Raw genomic sequence first — 19,202 nt, 5'->3', positions numbered from 1 at the left:
CGATCCCCGACGGCGGCGTCCGCCCGGGGGCGGCCGGAGCCGCGGAGGGGGTTGCGGCCGGTGGGGTTCCCGTCCCCGCCGCGGGGCCCGGCGTCATCGCGACGACGGAGCCCCGCCCCTGCTCGGACGGGAGGGAGGAGACCGCCGCCGACGGCGCGCAGCCGGTGAGGACGACGGCGGCGAGGGCGAGGACCGCCGGCACACGGCCGACGGTCCCCATCTCCGGGCGGGACGGACCCCGCCCGCAGGACTCATCACGCACGGGCCGCCCGGCGGCGGGCCATGAGGACGGCGCCGGCGACCAGGGCGGCCGCACCGGCGCCGACGGCGGCCAGCATCCCGGTGGAGTCCTGGGCGGGGGCGACGTCGATGCCCGCGGGGACGGAGCCCGGCGCGCTGTGGTCGGCGGCGACCTCCTGGGTGGCCAGCGCGAGGGTGCCGTCGGCGGCGGAGCCCCAGGCGTAGGCGATCGTGGTGACGCCGTCCTTGACCTCGACGTCGGCGGGGCCGATCACGGGGTCGGTGGTGCCGGCCACGGACACGGCGGCGGAGACGGTGCCGGCGGGCACCTCGAGGGAGGCCTCGTCCGGGTTCTCCAGGCCGGGCACGACGACGTCCTCGCCGGCCCAGACGTCCACGGCCGGGGCGGCGGCGATGTGACGCACGGTGAGGCGGCCCTCGCCGGCGGCGACGGCGCTCGTGTCGTTCTCGAACGCGGTCACCGTGGGCGTGCCGGCGGCGTCGAGGTGGGCGGCGGCGGTGTAGTCGCCGCCGTCGGCGAGGGTGAGGGTGACGGGACCGAGGATCGGGGCGGAGTCATCCATGGCGTCCGCGGCGGTGATGGCGACCTCGTAGTCGCCGGCGGCGAGCTCCAGGGGACCGGCGAGGTCGCCGGGCTCGAAGTCGTCCAGGGTGAGGGCACCGTTGACGTAGACGTCCACGGGGGTCGCGGGCACGGCGTGCAGCACGGAGAGCTCGGCGCCGGACGGGGCGTCCATGGCGGCGGCGGACAGGGGGGCGAGGACGGCGATGCCGAGGGCGGTGGTGACGGCGGCCGGGAGAGACTTGCGCATGGTGTCGTTCCTGTTCGTCGAGGGTCCTGCGGGGCGAGGCGCCGAATGCGCTCACACCAGGACTACCGACGCCGCGACCGATCCGTTGCAGAGGATTTTCCTCCCCCTCCGATCACGCGCCCTGCGCAGTGGGGCTCGTCGTGTTTCGGGGGCTCGTCGGAATTGAAGAAGGTCCGCCCCGTGGATTCATCGTGTACACACCCCTCCCGCGAGCCTCCCCGCCCCGCGGCCTGGGCGCCGTCGAGGTCGCCGAGCGGACGGCCGCCGGCCTGACGAGCGTCCAGCCGCGGGACACCGTGCGCAGCCTCGCGGCGGTGGCCAACGTCGTCATCGGCGTCGTCCAGGGGTACTCGGCCAAGCGCACACTGGACTGCATCGCCCTCCTTCACCAGGACGACGCGATCGTGCCCCGCGACGGCGATCGCGTCCCGGTGCGCGGGGCCGACATCGTGCAGGACGACGTCGTGGTGCTGCGCGGCGGCGACCAGGTGCCGGTCGACGGCGAGGCCCTCACCGCCGAGGGGCTCGACCGGGAAGAGGCCCTCCTCACCGGCGAGAACGACCCCGTCCCGACGCACGCGGGAGACGCCGTGCTCTCGGGCTCGGCCGTCGTCGCGGGCACGGGAGTGGTGCTCGCCATCGTCGTGGCCGTGCGCCTCAGTCGTTGACGCGGCGGGCTCCGATGACCAGAGTGATCCCAGGACAGCGCGCCAGCGCGCCGCCCGGCCCGTCCAAGAGGGTCGGCGCGGTCCCGACACATGAAGGAGACCACCCATGCGCCTCATCACCCTGGGCCTCGGCGCCGCACTCGGCTACCTGCTCGGCTCCGCCGAGGGCCGCAAGAACCTCGAGAAGATGACCCAGAACGCCCAGAAGCTCTGGAACGACCCCAAGACCCAGGAGAAGGTCGGCCAGGTCCAGGAGTCCGCCCAGCAGAAGTTCGCTGAGGTGAAGAAGTCCGATCCGGTGCAGAAGGCCACGACGAAGGTGGAGGATGCCATGCAGGGCAACGACAAGAAGAACGACGTCCGCGACGACCGCGTGACCGAGTCCAACAACGACAACATCACCTCGGCGGCCCGCCACGGTGCCGAGCCGGACACCATCTCGGACCCGTCCACCCCGCTGGGTGACGAGGGTCCGCTGACGCGCTGACCCGCGCAGACACGGCGGCCCGCCTCCCCGAGGGGAGGCGGGCCGCCGTCGCCGTGGGCCGGGTCAGCCGTCCTGCTTCAGGACCTCGTCGGCCGGCGGGGCCTGCACCGGATCCACCCCGCCCATCTCGGAGAGGGTCACCACCGCCTTCGTGCCGGCGGACTCGGTCTCCACGGTGAGCAGGCGGCCGTCCTCCTTGGACACCGTGAACGCGGTCAGCTCCACGCCCTCCTGCGGGCCCGAGACGGGCTCGTCCAGCACGTAGCGGATCGCATCCTGACCGCTGCGGCGGATGCCGTCCGCGTCCGCCTCGACGTCGTCCAGGCCGCCCGACTCCGGCAGGGAGCCCAGCAGCGAGCTCACCATCGCGCCCATGCCGGTGGCGCTGGGATCGCTCTCGTACGGGGTGGCGGTCCAGCGCTCCACATAGGCGGGGCGGTCCTCACCGCTCGTGCCGGCGCGCTCCACCGTGAACCGGGAGTACGCGGTGCCGTCCACGATCCGGGACTCGTCTCGGGTGATCAGGCCGTCGTCCTGGTACACGGACACGTACCGCATGGACGAGCCGTCCACGGGACCGGAGATGTCCACCGAGTCCGGGACCGCGCGCCCGTTGCTCGGGGCCTCGGACCGCAGCTCGGTGACCATGCGGACGGAGTCGGCCTCCTCGAGCTGGGTGCGGGCACGGTCCCAGGCGCCGGGGGCGTCATCGCCCGAGGCGCAGCCGGTCAGCAGCAGGGCGGCCGCCCCGAGGGCGGCGAGGGACAGGCCGCGTCGGGTGCGGCGGGTCTGGGTCTGGCGCTGCCTCACTCGGCCACCTCCTCTGGCGCCTCGGCCGGCTCGATCTGGTTCCAGTCGCTCAGGGCGTACTGCTGGGTGGCCCGGCCGTCGTCGACGGTGAGCGCGACCAGCTCGCCGTCGTCGTCCACCGTGAAGGAGTGCACCCGGGTGGCGTCGCCCTCGGCCATCGCCGCGTCGGCGACCTCCTCGGGCACGGCATAGCGGTAGGCCGTGCCGCCGTCCCAGTCGACCTCCTCGGCGCGCACCTCGGCGCCATCGAGGGCGTCCGCCGCGGGGAAGCCCACCTGGTCGAGGAGGGACTTCAGGGGCGGCTCCTGCCCCTCACCGGCCGAGACACGGCGCCACTGCGGGTCGGCGTACATCAGCTGGACGTCGTCCGGGACGTCGGACCCGTCCACCTCGACCCGCACGAACACGTCCTCGCCGACCTGGCGGGACTCCATGGTGATGTGCGAGTCCCGGCCGACCTGCATGACGCCCTTCGACTCGGCGTCACCGCCGTCGAGCCGACCGGCGATGTCCCAGCGGACCGACTGCGGGCCCTGACGGCCCGTGGTGTAGGCGGTCTCGAGTCGGACGGTCTCGGCCTCGTCCACCTGGGTGCGGGCCTGATGCCAGGCCTCCCCCACCGACTGCGGCTCGGATCCGCACCCGGCCAAGGCCAGGGCGCCCACGACGCCGAGCCCGGCCGCGCGGACGGCACGTCTGCGCTGCATGTTCTCCTCCTGGGGCTGCTGCCGGCCGAGGCAGGGCGCCGCGGCCACTGGCGTCACCCTACCGGCGCGCGAGGCCAGGACGACGTCGTGGTGCGCTGCCGACCAGACCACCAGCGCAGCCAGGGGGATCTCCAGAGCCCACCCCGGGGCGGTGAGCTCATCCTCCACGCGCCGCGGCGCACCGCAGCGGGCCCTTCGCCAGCGCGATGGCGCCGGGCCGTCCACGTGGTGGCGGTACGCGCCACGGAGGTGCGGGACGGGCAGCCAGCCGGCAGCGGATTCCATGGACGGTTCGTGACGATCGTCTGCCCCCTCGTAGGCACGTTGAGGTGACCGGCAGCCCTCCGCACACCATGGAAGGTCAACGGCTGGTCACGTTTCCACCCCCTGCAGGAGAGTTGAGCAGGGACACCCCCACCGCCGCCGAGGTCGTCGGCAACCATCTCCAGAGCCGCGCCGACGGCGAGGTGGAGCAGGCGATGGCCGCCCTGGACCCGCGCGTCGAGTGGCACCAGCCCGGTGAGGACCGGCTCTCCGGAGTGCACCGAGGGCCGGAGGCCGTCGGTGCACTCATGGGCGGAACGATGGAGGTCAGCCAGGACGCCTTCGTTGGTGGCCCGACCGGCCCGCTGATGGCGAACGGCGACGTCGTCGGGACGCCGGGACGCCCACCTGCCCCAGCCCGGCTCCCTTCAGCTCGGCTAGAGCGGCGAACGGCAGGGGCCGTTCGCGGCCTTCTCGGCTTCACGTCCTTGCCGGCGAAAGCCTCGGGCATGTCCTCCTGCTCCCCTGGCCGCCGTGAACCGCTGAGGCCGCCGGTTCAGGAGGCGGCCGCCTTCAGCGGCCGTGCCCGGTGTGAGACCCGGGCGATCGCCATCATCAGCTCCGGAAACGGCGGGGGCGCGCTCGCGGTGACCGTCCCGTCGCTCGCGGCCCGGCCAGGCACACCGTCCAGGACCACGTAGTCCGACCGGCGCAGCCGCTCCACGTTGTCCTGATGGATCCGGCGGGCGGCGAAGCCGGGGGCGACCCCTGGGGCGAGGATCACCGGGCAGCTGGCGTCCTGGACGGTCGCCAACGCGAGGGAGTCTCCGATCCCCGCGGCCAACCGGCCCACCGTGGCACCGGAGGCCGGGTACACGAGCACCGTGTCCGCCCAGGCGGCCAGCTCACGGTGGGGCACCGGCAGGCCGGGTGCGTCCTCCCACCCCGGCCCGTACACCGGTTGACGCGAGGTGACCTCCAGCAGCGTGCGGGTGACGAAACGCAGCGCGTTCTCGGTGACGAGCACGCGAACCGTGACGTCGGGGTACCAGCCGCGCACGGTCTCCACGAGGTCCGGGACGCGACGTGCCGCGAGCGCGCCGGTGACGACGACGAGCAGGTGGCCGCGGGGCAGGCCGAGCCGGACCGGGCGAACGGCACCCATCACCGCACCTCCCGCAGCGCATCCATCGGTTCGAGCCGGGCGGCGCGGACCGCCGGCAGCACGGCCGCAAGAGTCGCTGCCACGAGGACGCCGAGCACGATGAGCAGCACCGAGACCGGATCGAAGCGGAACAGCGTCAGCCCGGGCAGGTCCAGCCCAATGGCGCCGGGCAGTGACGGGCCGACGACCAGCCCCACCAGCAGGGCCAGCAGCACGGCCCCCACCGCGCCGATCAGTCCGAGCACGAGGGCCTCCACGGCCACGGAGGCGAACACCCAGCGGCGGGCCATCCCCAGGGCCCGGAGCATCCCGATGTGCCGGGTCTTCTCCTGGACGGACATCAGCAGGGTGTTCACGATCCCGAACATCGCGGCGAGGATCGCGATGGCCGCCAGCACGTTCAAAAGCAGCAGGACGGCGTTGACGATGGACTGGTAGTCGCCCACGATGTCCTCCGCGGTCGAGACAGTGAACCCGTCGTCCTGGACCGCCTGTCGCACGCGGTCGGCGTCGGTCCCGGAGACGAACAGATAGGTCGCCACGCCCTCCGCCGAGGGCGGCTGGCCGATCGCGGTGAGCCGCTCGAGCTCCTTGCCGAACGCCTGGTTGCCGAAGGGCAGGTTCCCGCCGATCAGGGACCGCACCTGGACTCCGGACACGGTGGCGCGCAGCTCGCGCACCTGCCTGTCCGCGCCCATCACGCCCACCGTGACGGTCTTCCCGACGGCGGATTGCGGGTCCCCGAGACCCAGCGGTTCCACGGCGTACTCGGGGATGATCAGCCGCGGCTCGTCCCCCTCGTCCGTCAGCTGGTCGCCTGCGGCGAGATTGGCGGTCTTCCCCGGCCAGTTCCCGTTGTAGATGAACCTGTACTGCTCGGAACCCTCGTGCTGGAAATAGAGCGGGTTGACCGGCCTGCTGGCGGTGACCGTGGCCTCGTCGCCCACCGCATCCCGCACGGACTGCACCTCCTCGGTGGTGAGGATTCCGCTGGCGGACTCCTGGACCCCGGCTTCGGCCATGGACGGGTCGTACGGTTCCATCCGCTCGTTCAGGAAGGACATGGGGCTGGTCTTGGAGACCTGGACGGTGTCCGTGGCGCCGACGGATCGGGTCTGGGAGTCGATGTACTCGTTGACCCCGGTGCCGAGGGCGCTGGTGATGGCGAAGGTGAAGGCGCCGATGCCGATCGCGATCACAGTCAGCAGGGCCCGGGCGGGGCGGCGCCACGCCGATCGCCACGCGCTGCGGAGCAGATCCTGGATGCGCATCAGCGGGACACCCCCACGGGCCGTTCGGTCAGGCGGCCGTCGACGATGCGCAGCTGCCGCGAGCATCGCTCGGCGAGTTCGGAGCTGTGGGTGACGATCACGAGGGTGATTCCTTCCGTCTCGTTGAGGTCGAAGAGCAGCTGGGTGACCGAGTCGCCGGTGGCCTGGTCCAGCGCACCGGTGGGCTCGTCCGCGAACAGCACACGGGGCCGGTTGACGATCGCGCGGGCCAGCGCGACGCGCTGCTTCTGCCCGCCGGAGAGCGCACCGGCCCGCTCATCCACACGATCAGCCAGGCCGAGGCGCTCCAGAGCCTGAACCACGCGGGGCCGCCGCTCCTGAGGCGGGCCACCCGCGATCATCAGCGGGATGGCCACGTTCTCCAGCACGGAGGCGCTCTCGTCCAGGTGGAAGTGCTGGAACACAAACCCGAACTCGGAGTTGCGGATGCCGTCCACCTGGCGTTCCGAGGCGTCGGCAAGCGAACGGCCGCGGTACCGGACATCGCCCCCGGACGGGGAGTCCAGGGCGGCCAGCATGTGCATGAGCGTGGACTTGCCGGAGCCGCTGGGGCCCACGATGGCCACGGTGTCCGCCTCGTCGATCTTCAGGCTCACCCCCTTGACAGCCTCGAAGGCAGCCTGTCCGGTGCCGAAGGTTCGGCGCAGGTCAACGGCTTCGAGCAGCGATGAGTCGGTCATCTTCCCTCTCCTTTCGTGTGGTGGGGTCGACGTTCGCCGTCCCCGGGAACGAGTGCGCGACGAGTTCCAACAGGTGGTCGTCGAATCCGTCTCCGGCCAGGTGATCCCCCGGCACCTCGACGTCGGGCACGACGCCGGTGTTCTCGATGAGGTCCCGCCGTCCGCCGCCGAGCCGGTACTGCGGCAGGGCGATCCGCAGACCGCCGCCGATCGACCGGGTGCGGTGGAAACCGGTGCCGGCCCCTGCGGTGCGCCGCCCCCAGAGAGTGACGCCGGGCAGTCCCTGCAGGAGCGCGGCCAGGTGCTCCCCACCGGAGCCGGTGCCCTCTCCGATCAGCACCGCCGTCGTGCACGGGCCCGTGAGCAGGGGGTGGGCGGCACCGTCCCCCGGGGCGGCGGTGGCCGAACGCCGCAGGAACGGCAGGAGTACGGCCGCGAGCGCGTCGGCGAACTGCCCGCCTTCGTTGAACCGCAGGTCCAGGACGAGGGGACCGGTTCCGCGCCACGTGCGGATCAGGTGCATGACCTGACCCCATCCGCGCACCGACACGTCCCGCAGCACCACGGTGCTGGCCTCCGGGGGAAGCTGTGCGGCCATCCTCCGGGTGAGTGCCTCGGCGGGATCGGGGGTGAGCGGCGTGCCGGGGCCGAGCACCGCGGAGTGGGAGATCCCGGTGCGGCCGACGGCGGCGGTGAGGACGTCGACGAGGTCGGCGTCGTCCTGGACGTGGCGCGCCGCCGCCCGGACCTGTTCCTCCCAGCCCGTGTCCGCGCTCGCGTCCCCGGCCAGTGACGCCCGGACGGCGCGCACCTGACGGATGGTCTCAGCCGTGGCACGCAGGGGATCGGGGCCCGCAGCCGGTGGGGTCAGCGTGCGCGTCCGCCCGCCCCTCTCGAGGATCTGCAGCGCACCTGTGTCCGTCTGCGTGGCCGGCGCCGAGGAACCGGGCACGGGCGCGCCCGCCAGGCCCGTGACATCGGCGGGGCCGTGCACGGGCCGCCACCGCCCGCCGGCGAGCCGGGCCCAGGGCCGGCCGTCGACGAGCGCCAGCTCATGCAACGGCACCGGCGCCCGCCACAGCTCACGGACGGCAGGCGCACCCTCCTCCGTCAGGAGCAGGCCGGGGTCCACCCCGAGCACACGGCCGGGCTCGAGCGGCACGGCGGTGCCCGCGATGGCGCTCACCGGCCGAGCGAGCAGGACCAGGCCGCCGTCGGCGGTGAAGACCGGGCCGGTCAGGTGCACACCGGCCGGGGCGAGGACGGCGGTCGCTGCGGACCGCACATCATGCAGGACGAGGCGTCCGCCCTGCAGGTCGATTTCCTCGGTCCAGGCCACGTGCGCACCGTCCGGGGAGACGACCGGCCGGGAGCGGCGGTGCGCGGCGTCGGGGTCGATCCGGCGGGGGCCTGCATTCGAGGCATGCACGTGCACGCCGAGCCGCTCGCCGGCGACGACGGTGGTCCCGCCCGCGTGCGTGAGTGCGTCGGCTCCCGCGGCCGCGGCGCCCAGCGCCACGGTCCAGACCGGATCGGCCGGCGAGGGGCCGACCACGAGCAGCCGGTCGTCGTGATGCTCCAGAGTCAGCAACCCCCCGGCCCCGTCCCACGCCGCGTCCACGATCCACCCCTGGCCCGAGGCGCGCCGCGTGCTCCATTCACCGTCCAGGGTGCGCACGCGTCCCTCACCGACGACGGCGACCGGCCCATTCGGCGCGATGACCACGCGGTCGACGGCTGGGGCCGCCGGTCGCGACACCCGGCGCCGGTGACCGGCCGGGACGACGACGCCCTCGCCTGTCGGGATCTCGATCGGTTCGGCCAGTCGGCCGTCCTCCGCAGGAAGGAGGCTCCAGGCCCGGCCGAGGCTCCCCAGGATCAGGTGCCCGGGGCCGCGGCGCAGGCTGGTGGCCCCGACGCCGGTGAGGTGGGTGACCCGTCGGGGGCGTTCCTCCGGGCCGGCGTCGATGGGCAGGGTGTAGACGTCCACCGGGCCGCAGAGGTCGTCCAGCCAGTAGACCCGGTCCCCGAGCACGACCGCGTCGGCCGCGTTCCCCGTCCCGGGAAGCCAGCGGGTCGATCCGGTGGCGGGGTCGTGGACCATCACACGGCCCGCGCCGCCGCCGCGGTGTCCCGCCCAGGCCACGGGGCGTGGCCCGAAGCTGGTCATCACGATGCGCCCGTCCGAGGCGTGGTCGGCCCAGGCGATGCCGGTCGGAGCCGTGTGACGGGTCGCCTCCGCCGCCGGGCCGGGCGTGTCGGCGATCGGGCACAGAAGCAGCTGCGCTGGCCGGTGGCCGGCACCGGTGCCGTGGGTGAGCAGGAGGACGTCGTCGGCCCACCAGCCGCACAACCGCACGGCACCGGCCGCACGGTGCACCACGGCCCCGCCCTCGGGGCCGTCGGCGGTGAGGACCCGCACCCGCTGGGCCCCGCCCTCGGCATCCTGCTCCTCGACGACGGCGATCAGGGGTCGCGTCGGATGGCCCAGCACATCGTGGACGACGGCGCCGGGAGGCAGTGCCACCCAGGCCGGGACCGGAGCGTCGGCCATGGCGTCGAGAGCCCAGAGGGCTCCGGCCGCGCGGGCCACGGTCACGTGTCCGGCGGCTGAGGGCCGTGCCAGGTAGGTCTCGCCCATGGGTGCCCCCCTTCTTCTTGTGGATGCGCCCGCGGCCCGCGGGTTCAGGGCCGTCCTGCGTGTCAAGGTCCGCGGCGAGCGGCCGTGTTCTTCAGTCTCGACGGCCACCGGACGCCGGGCGATGGCCGGAAGTACACATCTGCGCCCACACGAAAGAAGGCCGGCCCGGATCCTGTGGATCCGGGCCGGCCCTCGTGTCTGCTGTCTCCGTGAAGGCTCAGCAGCCGCTGGAGGTGAAGGAGGCGACGGTCTGATCGCCGGCCACCTCGACCACCTCGATCTCGTCGATGAACTCGATGTTCATGGCCCCCCTCCTTTCTGAATGTCTCGTCGGTACAGGTCAGGCGACCCCTCCTCAGCAGTAGCTGGACTCGAAGGACGCGACGGTCTGATCGCCGGCCACCTCGACCACCTCGATCTCGTCGATGAACTCGATGTTCATGCCCCCCTCCTTTCTTTCTCATCGCTCCTAATAGACGTTCTCTGCGCAGATCGTTGAGGTTGACCTCTCCGTCTGAACACTTTCATCATGTCGCGCTTTCCGGGGCCTCACCATCTACTTTGGTGCATATCCGAGATGATCTATGGGGCAGTTCGGACGCACTCAGGCGGCCGTCTCGGCCCAGGCGGTGGACACGCGCGGCGAGGTCAGTACATGGGACAGCGTCCGGTGGGCGCGCTTGAGGTCCTCCTCGGAAACGCACCGTTCGCCGGGGAGCATGCGGCCGCTGGCCAGAAGTGCGCGGTATTCGGACTCGAGCATGCTGGCCACCACGACGGATTCGTAGCGCCCGTCCACGAAGACGACGTCCCGCAGAATCCCCTCCAAGGTGAGGAAACCGGCCCGGAGCATGCCCATGACGTGCCGGTTGTACGTGGCCGCGCGTAGCTCCACCCGATGCGCGCGCATCTGGTCGAACAGCAGTCCGATCCCCAGTTCCACGACCATGGCCCCGTATCCGGTGCCGACCCGGTTCGGCGGCACCACGATGCCGATGAAAAAGCTGCCGGTGCCGGGGGTCTCGACCCAGTTGAAGACGCCGGCCAGGCCCTCGTCCGGCACCACGCCGACCCTCACCCCACGGTGGGCGGCGGGGTCCGGCCGCAAGGCCTCGGCCGTGATGCGGCCCTGCATGCCGTGGGCCAGCCGGCCGGCCTCCCCGTCGAACCAACTGAGGATCTCGGGGATGTCCGACTCCTCCAGCTCTCGCAGATACAGCGTGTCCTGGCTCATGATGCGATCTCCTCTTCGTTCTCGATGGTGATGTCGTGGGTATCTGCGACGACCGACAGCCGGGGGCCGGCCAACGTCGTCGCCGTGGTCAGCGAGTCCAGCCCCGGCAGCAGGGGCAGGGCCGGGTCCTGCAGACGCGCCAGGACCCGCACAGCACCGGCCAGGCCGGAGCCGAGGGAGTGGGAGAAGCGCAGGTGCAGGTGCCCGGGCAGGTGGGGCCGGCCGTCGGCGAGGACGATGTACCGGCGCAGCCCGGCCAGATTGGCGACCAGGAGCTCCTCCTCCCGCGCCGTCCGGTCCGGGCCGCGCTCGGCCAGGAAGGCCAGCGCCCCCGTCCTGCCCCGCCACAGGCCCTGGGTCGCCCAGAGGGCTGCCAGGCAGGTGCGGCCGCCGGCGGCGACGAGGCCCGCCAGCTTCGCGCTCGGTGCCAGCCGGTGCAGATGCATGGCCGCCAATGCGACTCCGAGGGACCCGTAGCCCAGATCGGGCTGGTGCTTGAGGTTGCCCCGGTCCAGCAGAACCGTGCCGTCGGCGCGAGGCACCAGCCGCTCCAGGTCCAGGCCCAGGGCGCCCCGTGCTCGATCGAGCCAGTGATCGTCCCCGGTGAGCCGGGCCAGCCGGGCACCCATCAGCGCCACACCGCTCGGCCCCTCCAGCAGACCCCGTCCGGCGCGGCCCGCCTCCGTCGCCCGCAGGGCCCGGTCGGTGAGGTCGAAGGCCTCCTCGAACCGGCCCGCAGACAGGGCCGCCCATGCCAGGCCCGCCGACCCGGACTCCAGACCCGGCGCGGTCACACCGGAGGCGTCCGCCCGGGCACGGTCGAGCACGGCGGCAGCCTCCTCCGACCGGCCGAGCTCACCCAGCACGAGTGCCACGCCGGCGCGGCCGGTGAACAGACCGGGCCGGGCCCGCGGCGAGCTGAGCGTGACCCGGGTCAGGCGGTCCAGGGCGGGGTCGACGTCGGCTCCAAGCCACGGGGTGGCCACCCACAGCAGCCCGGCCATGCCGCCGCCCAGGGACCACGGCACGTCCCCGGCATCGACGGGCGAGGGGCCGTCGTCGTCATACATCCAGGCCCGGACGGCGTCGGCGAGGGTGTGGCCGGCCCTGTCCAGGAGGTCGCGGTCGGGGCCCTGCGGGGCGGTGACGACGGCGCCCCATCGCTGCCGGGAGAACCCCGCGCAGGCGGTCGCCGTCAGCGCGGCGACGGTGTCCTGGGGCAACAGGTGCCGCACGCTGTGGACCCGCTCAGCCAGGACGTCGTCGGAGAACTCCCAGAACGCGTTGTCCGGGCACAGGGCCCACAAGTGGATGAGGTCCACCCGCCGCATGTCGGCCTCTCGGGCGTCCATGGTGGGCAGGCGGAAACCGGGGGCGACGGTGAAGCGGTCGCCGGATGCGGCGGGGTCGTCCGAGGCCGTCTCGAAGTCGATGAGGCTGACCGAGTCGTCCTCGCCGATCAGAACGTTGCCCGGGTGCAGGTCGCCGAAGCTCCAGCCGCGTTCATGGAGCCGCCCGACGGTCTGCCGCAACGAGGCGATGATCCGGCACACGCGCGCGGCGTAGTCCGCCCATGCCTGCGAGCCGGCGTCGCCGCGCATCCCGGGGTGGTGCCGGGCCAGGAACTCCGTGGCCCGTGCGCCCTCGCGGTACTCCATGACGAGGTAGGCGCGGTCACTGAGATCGTGGTCGGCCACATGTTCCGGGACGCCAGGGACACCTGCCAGCGCGCGCAGGGCCCGGGACTCGTCGGCGAGGGAGGCGACGGCGTCGCGCCCGTCCAGGCCGAGTCCGGTGTGGCGGCGCCCCTCCTTGAGCACGACCCGCCGTCCCTGCGGGGTGAGCGCGTCGTACACGCCACCACCGTTGGACCGGTGCAGGGCACGGGTGACGGTGTACGGCAGGATCCGCTCACCGGCGGTCCGCTCATGCTCGGCGAGGGCATCGACGACGGTCTGCGGCATCGCCACACCGTCCGGGGCGGCGATCCGCCGGTTGCGGATGTCCGGGCGCAGCCGCCCGTTCGGGTCACGCACCGCCAGGACGTCGAGCCCGGAGGAGTCGACGATCCAGTGCTCCCGGAAGGCGCCGTACCGGGCCCCCATGGGGGTGCCGGGAATCGGCACGTCCGCCACCGGCACCGCCGCCGGGCGGTAGGCCAGCAACGGGGTGAGTCCACGGATGAGGGCGTCCGTCCGCTCTGCATCCCCCGGGTAGGCCGTGATGAACTTCCCGGAGCTGGACCGCGGCGCGTACTTGCGCTCCATCATGTGCAGGATGTTGCGGGCGGGCATGTACTTGAAGGGGATGCCGAGTTCCAGCAGCACCCGAGCGGCGAGGGTGAGGGTCTCGTCCGCGTCGTCCAGGCGGGCGGCCACATGGACCTTCCAGCCCGCCTCGGGCAGGGGTTCCGGGCCGCTGAGCACGGTCCACGGCGTGCGACCCGGATGGGACCGCGTCCACCCCGCGGGCAGGGGGTCCCTGTCGAAGCAGAACCGCTGCTCCTCCGCGGGCAGGAACCGTGCCTGCTCGAAGTAGCGCGACCCCGGCCGCAGGAAGACGTCGACGTCGTTCACAGTGCCTCCTGGGTCCGCAGCTGGGGGGCGATGTCCCAGTCGTCGACGGGCACCCACATCACGGTGGGCCGCCCCGCGAGGGCCCGTTCGACGGCCATGACCGTCGCCGGGCCGAGCAGTCGGACGTCGTCGGCGACGACGACCGCGTGCCCGGCCGTCCACCGCGGCAGGGCGGGGGTGGTCACGAAGCGCTGCGCGACCCCGGCCTCCTGCGCCTCGCGGTCCAGCCAGCCCATCCCGCCGTCGTCGAACACCACGTAGAGCAGCGGCAGGGGCTCGCCGAGCACCGCCTGCAGGTCCGGCAGGAGCGTGCTCATGGCCGTGTCCCCCGTGAGACACACCGTCAGCGGTGCCCCGGCCCGGGCGGCCCCGGCGGCCGCGGCCACGGAGCCGCCCAGCGTGGTCTGCTCGGACAGGGCCAGGGACGTGCCGCCCTGCGGCAGCTGCAGGTGCGGGAAGGAGTAGGACCAGATGTCGTGCAGACCGTTCTCATGCACCGTGACGGACCCTGCGGGCAGGGCCTCGGTCAGGTGCAGGAGCACCTGGGCGGCGCGCGAGTCCACCTCTCGCTGCAGGGCTTCGAAGGCCTTCGCCCGCGCCTGGCACAGCTGTTCCGCCCACGCGGCGGAGGCACCGCTGGCCGGCCGCAGCGCCGCCACCTCGGCGACGTCGGCCACCACGCCCAGGCCCGCCAGCCGAGGGACCAGGTGTTCGGAGGCGAGGTTCACCTGCAGCCACCGGGTCGACGCGCCGGTGGGCATGCCCGCCAGGGCGGTCTCCTCCAGACGGCTGCCCACGGCCAGCACCGTGTCCGCCTCGCGCACGGCCTCGGCGACCTCGGGCATCAAGTAGAGCCCGCTCAGGCCGAGGAAGGCGGGGTGGTCCTCGGGGAAGGAGCCCCGCCCGGAGGCGGTCACCAAGACGCCGGCGCCCAGGTCCGCGGCCAACCCGACCAGCGACGTCTGAGCGCAGGACCGCGCACCGGAGCCGAGCAGCAGCAGCGGGCGCTCGGCCTCCTGCAGTGCTGCCTGCAGGCCGGTCAGGTCCGTCCGCCGGAAGGCCGGGCGCTCGGCGGTGCCCGGTGTCGGATCGGGGTCGGGCAGCTCCACGTAGACGGGGCCGGCCGGGGCCGTCTGTGCGAGCTCCACGGCCGCGGCCACCACGCGTCCGGCCTCTGCGGGGTCCTCCACGCGCAGCGCACGCTTGGTCACAGGTGTGACCATCTCGAGGGTCGGCGCGTCCTGGAAGGCCCCGGTCCCCCGCAGTCGAGTGGCGGTGCCGGCGGCGAGCACCACCAGCGGGCGCCCGGCCTCCCAGATCTCGAGCAGACCCGGCACGGCGGCCGCGACCGCGGGGCCGCGGCCGATCACGCAGGCCCCCACCCCTCCGGCGACGGCCGCATGACCGGCGGCCATGTGCATGGCCGAGGCCTGACGCACCGTCCGGTGCAGCCGCAATCCGGCCGTCTCGAGGGCCGCCATGGCCCGCATGTCGTCGTCGGGAAGCCCGTAGACGTCCGTGACGCCTGCCCGGGCGAGGGCTGTGACGGCCGCCGACCAGCCGCCGTCGGACGAGGCGGGTGCGCCGACGTCCACGTTCGTCACCTCGTGGCGGGGCATCGTCGTCGTGGTCATGCCGCACGCTCCAGGATCACGCTCGCGTTGTGACCGCCGAAGCCGAAGGAGTTGGACAAGGCCGCGGTGAGCTGCGCCGGGCGGGAACGGTGCGGGACCAGGTCGAACTCCGGGAACTCGGGGTCGTCCAGGTTGATGGTGGGCGGGACCACCCCGTCCCGCATCGCCTGGACGCAGAACATGGCCTCCACCACCCCGGCGGCGCCGATCATGTGGCCGGTCATCGACTTCGTCGAGCTGATCGGGACGCGGCGGGCGTGCTCGCCGAGTACGTGGTCCAGGGCGGCCAGTTCCGTGCGGTCGTTGTACTCGGTGCTCGTGCCGTGGGCGTTGACGTAGTCCACAGCCTCCGGCGCCAGGCCGGCGTCGGCCAGGGCGAGGGCCATGGCCCGGCGGGCGCCGGCACCGTCCGGGTGCGGGGCGGTGGCGTGGTGCGCGTCGGAGGTCACCCCGTAGCCGGAGAGCACGGTCGAGGCGTCCGCCCCGCGAGCGCGGGCGCTCTCCTCCGATTCCAGGAGGATCGCCGCGCCGCCGGCGGCCATCACGAAGCCCGCGCGGTCCCGGTCGAACGGACGGGATGCACGCTGCGGATCGTCGTTGAACGTGCTGGCCAGGGCCCGCATGTTGGCGGTGGAGGCCATGTCCTGGGGGGTGACGGCGTTCTCGGAACCGACCACCAGCACGGCGTCCGCGTACCCGTGACGGATCAGCCGCAGCCCCTCCCCGAGGCCCACGGTGCCGCTGGCGCACGCCGCCGACACACCCTGGTTGGCGCCCCGCGTGCCCCACTCGACGCTGAGGTACGAGCTCACGGCGTCCGTGGCGCCGAAGATGGACAGGTAGGGGGAGACTGCCCGGTGGCCCCGGGAGTCCAGGGTCCGCGTGCCGTCATGCAGCACCTCTGTGGGGCCGTAGCCGGTGGCGGAGAGGATCACGAACCGGTCCAGCTCGACCGGCCACTGCTCCCCCGGGGTCAGGCCCGCGGAGGTTACGGCCTCCCGCGCGGCGAGCAGCCCGTACAGGCAGGAGCGACTCAGCCGCTTGCGTTCGGTGTGGGTCACGAGGGCGTCCACCTGGTCGTCGTCGACGAGCCCGCCGATCCGCACCGTGTGGTCCGCGAACTCGTCCGGCAGTGCGCGGATGCCGCTGCGGCCGGCACGGACGGCCTCCCATGTCTGCTCGGCGCCGAGCGCCAGCGGGGTCACGGCGCCCAGGCCGGTCACGACGGCCCGATGTTCTCTGCGGTGCGGACTCATGCCTGCTCTCCTGCCTTCAGCGACGCGCCGTAGCGGACGGCGGCCTGGGTGATGTTGATCGGTCCGAGGATCCGGCGACCCCCGTGATGGATGAACCCGGACTCGACGCCGTAGCCGCCGAAGGGTTCGAACGGGGGGATGGCCGTCACGAGCGACTGCCCCCACGCGGTGATCCCGATGTGCGTCATGGCCCGCGCGAAGGATTCCGTGCCGCCGTAGATCGCGGTGCCGAAACCGTTCTCCCGATAGTGCTCGCTGCGCAGCAGCGCCTGGGCCTCGTCCTCGTCCGCGAAGGTGGCGGTGGACAGGATCGGGGAGAAGTGCTCCTGCGGGCAGCGGCGGGCCTCGCCGGAGACCCTCACGACGGCCGGGTCAAAGGTCCGATGCTCGAAGCGCATCGCACCGCCGCTGACCAGCCCTCTCGCGTTGGCGGTGAGGTAGGCGACCGCGTTCAGCAGGTCCGAATCCTTGGCCAGCGGAGCAAGTCGGCCGCCGTTGGTCTCCACGTACTCCGCGGCGTCCCGGGACAGCAGCGCCTCGAGTCGGTCGGCGACGTCCTCGTGGACGAGGACGATGTCCGGGGCCAGGCAGTCCTGCCCGCCGTTGTACAGCCTGGAGTACACGATCTCCTGACTGGCCCGCTCCAGGTCCGCGTCCGGGAAGACGACGACGGGGTTCACGCCGCGGCCGAAGTACAGCAGCACGTGCCGGCCGGTGAGGCGGGAGAGCACGTCCTCGGCGTTCGCGCGGTGCCCGGTGAACAGGACGATCGAGGGTTCGGCGGCCACACGCCGGACGAAATCCTGCTGGGCCTCCCGGTGGAAGGACAGCGGGGACGGGCAGACGTCCCGCAGCAGCTCCACGATCCGCTCGACCACGGCCTCCGTGCCGGTGGCCGGCCGCACCCGGATGCGGCGGGCCCACAGCGAGGGCACGAGGCAGTAGAGGGCGATGGACTCCAGGATCGCGTTGCGGGCCATGAACACGTCCACCGGGACGCTCTCCGGGGTGGAGTAGAGGTTCAGCTCCCCCTCGGCCATGTCCAGCACGTTGAGCATGGCGCGGAAGTCGTGCTGCGCGGTGGGAAGGTCGCTCATCTCCTCGATCAGCCCCATGAGCACCTGTCGGTGCGCCAGCACCGTCGAGCGCAGCCGACCCAGGGCGCTGAGCCGATCTCGCCGCAGCCGGCCCCGGCCGTTCTGCAGTCCGGCGGCCAGCCCCTGCAGACGCCGGCGGCTCACCTTGCCGCTCTCGTCCACGGGCAGGGCTCCCATCACCTGCACGACGTCGGGCCGCAGGCTCTCGTCCAGCAGCGGCAGGATCCGGGACCGCCAGTGGTCTTGGCTGCGGTGCAGGGGATCGTGGACCATGAGCCAGATGCGGGTGCTGGTGGCCCCGGCCGCGGCCACAACGTAGGCCTCGATGCCGGCTCGGGCCAGCGTCGCCTCGATCCACGTGAACGGGATGACCGTGCCGTTGCGCAGGGCCATGCCCTGGCGCCCGGCCACCACGACGCCGCCGGCGTCGCTGTGGCCCACGTCCCCGGTATCGAACCACAGGGCCTCGCCGGTGATCGGCCTCCCGTCGGTGCGTCCCACCAGGATGCGGCCGGGGACACCGTCGACCACGGGGACGCCGTCGTCGTCCACGACGGAGATCTGGAAGGTGTCCAGGGGCCGCAGGATGCGTTGGACGGGCAGCGGATCGGCGGTGGCGCCGGGTACGGCGGGCTCGCCGAAGGCGACGTTCCCGAGCTGGGTCAGGCCGTAGCCATCCACGAGGCCCCGGCCAGTCTCTTCGTGGAAGTCCCGCAGAAGCAGCTCGGAGACACCCTCGCCTCCCACGCCGAACAGTCGCACGCCCTGCACGGCGGTGGCCGAACCCGGGCGGCGGCGCAGCTCCTCCACCATGGCCCGGTACACCAGGGGAGGCGCGTCCATGGCGGTGACGCCACAGCGCTGGGCCATCCGCAGGGCCTCGCCCACCCGGTGTCGGCGGCTCGTGGCCAGGCCGGCGCCGAGCACCCAGGCGATGAGGATGACGCTGGAGCCGTACTGGCCGGAGAAGGGCAGCAGGGGAAGGAGGACGTCCTGGGCCGAGTAGTCCAGGGCCCGCGCCGTGGCCAGGGCGTTCTCGACCAGCTGCGGGCCGGTCTTCCACACCAGCGTGGGCACCCCGGTGGTGGTGCCGGAACTGAACACGCCGAGTGCCCGGGGGTTCGCGAACCACGCCGCCCAGTCGGCACGGGAGTGCGGTGGCGCGGTGAGCCGGCCGCGTTCGATCGCGGTCAGCACGGGGCGCAGGTCCAGCGTGGGCGGATGGTCGTCCTGGGCCGGGCCGGTCTGGCGCAGCACCACAGCCGTCTCGGCGGGGACGCGGGTGGCCGGCTCGTCGAAGGCCCGGCCGAGCCGGTCCGTGAGCACCACGGAGCAGTCCATGCCGGCCAGGGCGAGCAGCCCGAGGACGGTCCGGCCCGAGTCATCGGACTCCAGGACGACGGTGCTTCCGGGGACGACGCCGCGCGCGGCCAGGTCGTCGATCACGTGGCCGACGGCGGTCTGGATCCCGACGGCGTCGAGGCGGGTCCCCTGCCAGGCGAGGGATCCCAGTCTCAGGGCGGCGGCGGGACCCGTGGCCAGATCGGGGGCTGTCTCTATACACATCTCCGAGCCCACGAGACTCCTGAGCATCTCGTATGCCGTCTTCTGCTTGAAA

13 protein-coding genes are annotated in these 19,202 nt (G+C 73.0%); 2 read left to right on the top strand and 11 right to left on the bottom strand.

Features of this window, described 5'->3' with window-relative positions; all coding sequences use genetic code 11:
• Positions 1–254: 254 nt before the first annotated feature.
• A complete protein-coding gene (locus CITRIK5_RS11305) occupies positions 255–1,073 on the bottom strand; it encodes a DUF4397 domain-containing protein (RefSeq protein WP_049148008.1) in 819 nt (272 codons plus the stop codon).
• Positions 1,074–1,264: 191 nt separating this feature from the next.
• On the opposite strand from CITRIK5_RS11305, the gene CITRIK5_RS11300 reads away from it, so the two are divergent.
• Together CITRIK5_RS11300 and CITRIK5_RS11295 are read left to right on the top strand one after the other, a co-directional pair.
• A complete protein-coding gene (locus CITRIK5_RS11300; RefSeq protein ID WP_233569921.1) occupies positions 1,265–1,741 on the top strand; it encodes a hypothetical protein in 477 nt (158 codons plus the stop codon).
• A gap of 106 nt (positions 1,742–1,847) precedes the next feature.
• The gene (locus CITRIK5_RS11295; RefSeq protein WP_049148007.1) at positions 1,848–2,228 is read left to right on the top strand and encodes a YtxH domain-containing protein; all 381 of its coding nucleotides are present in this window, start codon (positions 1,848–1,850) and stop codon (positions 2,226–2,228) included.
• 63 nt (positions 2,229–2,291) lie between these two features.
• Here CITRIK5_RS11295 and CITRIK5_RS11290 read toward each other — a convergent pair whose 3' ends face one another.
• The 10 genes from CITRIK5_RS11290 to CITRIK5_RS11245 all read right to left on the bottom strand — a co-directional run bounded on the left by CITRIK5_RS11290 (position 2,292) and on the right by CITRIK5_RS11245 (position 16,487).
• Positions 2,292–3,038 (bottom strand): hypothetical protein, encoded by a 747-nt coding sequence (locus tag CITRIK5_RS11290; protein WP_049147412.1) that lies wholly within the window; start codon positions 3,036–3,038, stop codon positions 2,292–2,294.
• Positions 3,035–3,745, bottom strand: a complete 711-nt coding sequence (locus CITRIK5_RS11285; protein WP_223247498.1) for a Tat (twin-arginine translocation) pathway signal sequence — start codon at positions 3,743–3,745, stop codon at positions 3,035–3,037. Before CITRIK5_RS11285 ends, CITRIK5_RS11290 begins: the two co-directional genes overlap by 4 nt.
• Positions 3,746–4,565: 820 nt before the next feature.
• Positions 4,566–5,174 (bottom strand): flavoprotein, encoded by a 609-nt coding sequence (locus CITRIK5_RS11280; RefSeq protein ID WP_159833658.1) that lies wholly within the window; start codon positions 5,172–5,174, stop codon positions 4,566–4,568.
• A complete protein-coding gene (locus CITRIK5_RS11275; RefSeq protein ID WP_049146757.1) occupies positions 5,174–6,445 on the bottom strand; it encodes an ABC transporter permease in 1,272 nt (423 codons plus the stop codon). Before CITRIK5_RS11275 ends, CITRIK5_RS11280 begins: the two co-directional genes overlap by 1 nt.
• Positions 6,445–7,146, bottom strand: a complete 702-nt coding sequence (locus tag CITRIK5_RS11270; RefSeq protein WP_159833656.1) for an ABC transporter ATP-binding protein — start codon at positions 7,144–7,146, stop codon at positions 6,445–6,447. The genes CITRIK5_RS11275 and CITRIK5_RS11270 overlap by 1 nt, the downstream gene beginning before the upstream one ends.
• The gene (locus CITRIK5_RS11265; RefSeq protein ID WP_049146753.1) at positions 7,115–9,787 is read right to left on the bottom strand and encodes a S41 family peptidase; all 2,673 of its coding nucleotides are present in this window, start codon (positions 9,785–9,787) and stop codon (positions 7,115–7,117) included. The genes CITRIK5_RS11270 and CITRIK5_RS11265 overlap by 32 nt, the downstream gene beginning before the upstream one ends.
• A 604-nt stretch (positions 9,788–10,391) precedes the next feature.
• Entirely contained in the window at positions 10,392–11,021 is a 630-nt protein-coding gene (locus CITRIK5_RS11260; RefSeq protein ID WP_159833654.1) for a GNAT family N-acetyltransferase, read from the bottom strand.
• Entirely contained in the window at positions 11,018–13,597 is a 2,580-nt protein-coding gene (locus tag CITRIK5_RS11255) for a phosphotransferase (protein WP_159833652.1), read from the bottom strand. Before CITRIK5_RS11255 ends, CITRIK5_RS11260 begins: the two co-directional genes overlap by 4 nt.
• Positions 13,594–15,231, bottom strand: a complete 1,638-nt coding sequence (locus tag CITRIK5_RS11250; RefSeq protein ID WP_049147084.1) for a thiamine pyrophosphate-binding protein — start codon at positions 15,229–15,231, stop codon at positions 13,594–13,596. The genes CITRIK5_RS11255 and CITRIK5_RS11250 overlap by 4 nt, the downstream gene beginning before the upstream one ends.
• Positions 15,228–16,487, bottom strand: a complete 1,260-nt coding sequence (locus tag CITRIK5_RS11245) for a beta-ketoacyl synthase (protein WP_049147082.1) — start codon at positions 16,485–16,487, stop codon at positions 15,228–15,230. The genes CITRIK5_RS11250 and CITRIK5_RS11245 overlap by 4 nt, the downstream gene beginning before the upstream one ends.
• Positions 16,488–19,202 lie beyond the last annotated feature (2,715 nt).

This window comes from Micrococcus sp. 116 (genome assembly GCF_902506395.1).
Taxonomy (GTDB): Bacteria; Actinomycetota; Actinomycetes; order Actinomycetales; family Micrococcaceae; genus Micrococcus; species Micrococcus luteus.
The sequence above is the reverse complement of the archived record's forward strand: the minus strand, read 5'-3'. Positions and strand labels throughout refer to the sequence as shown.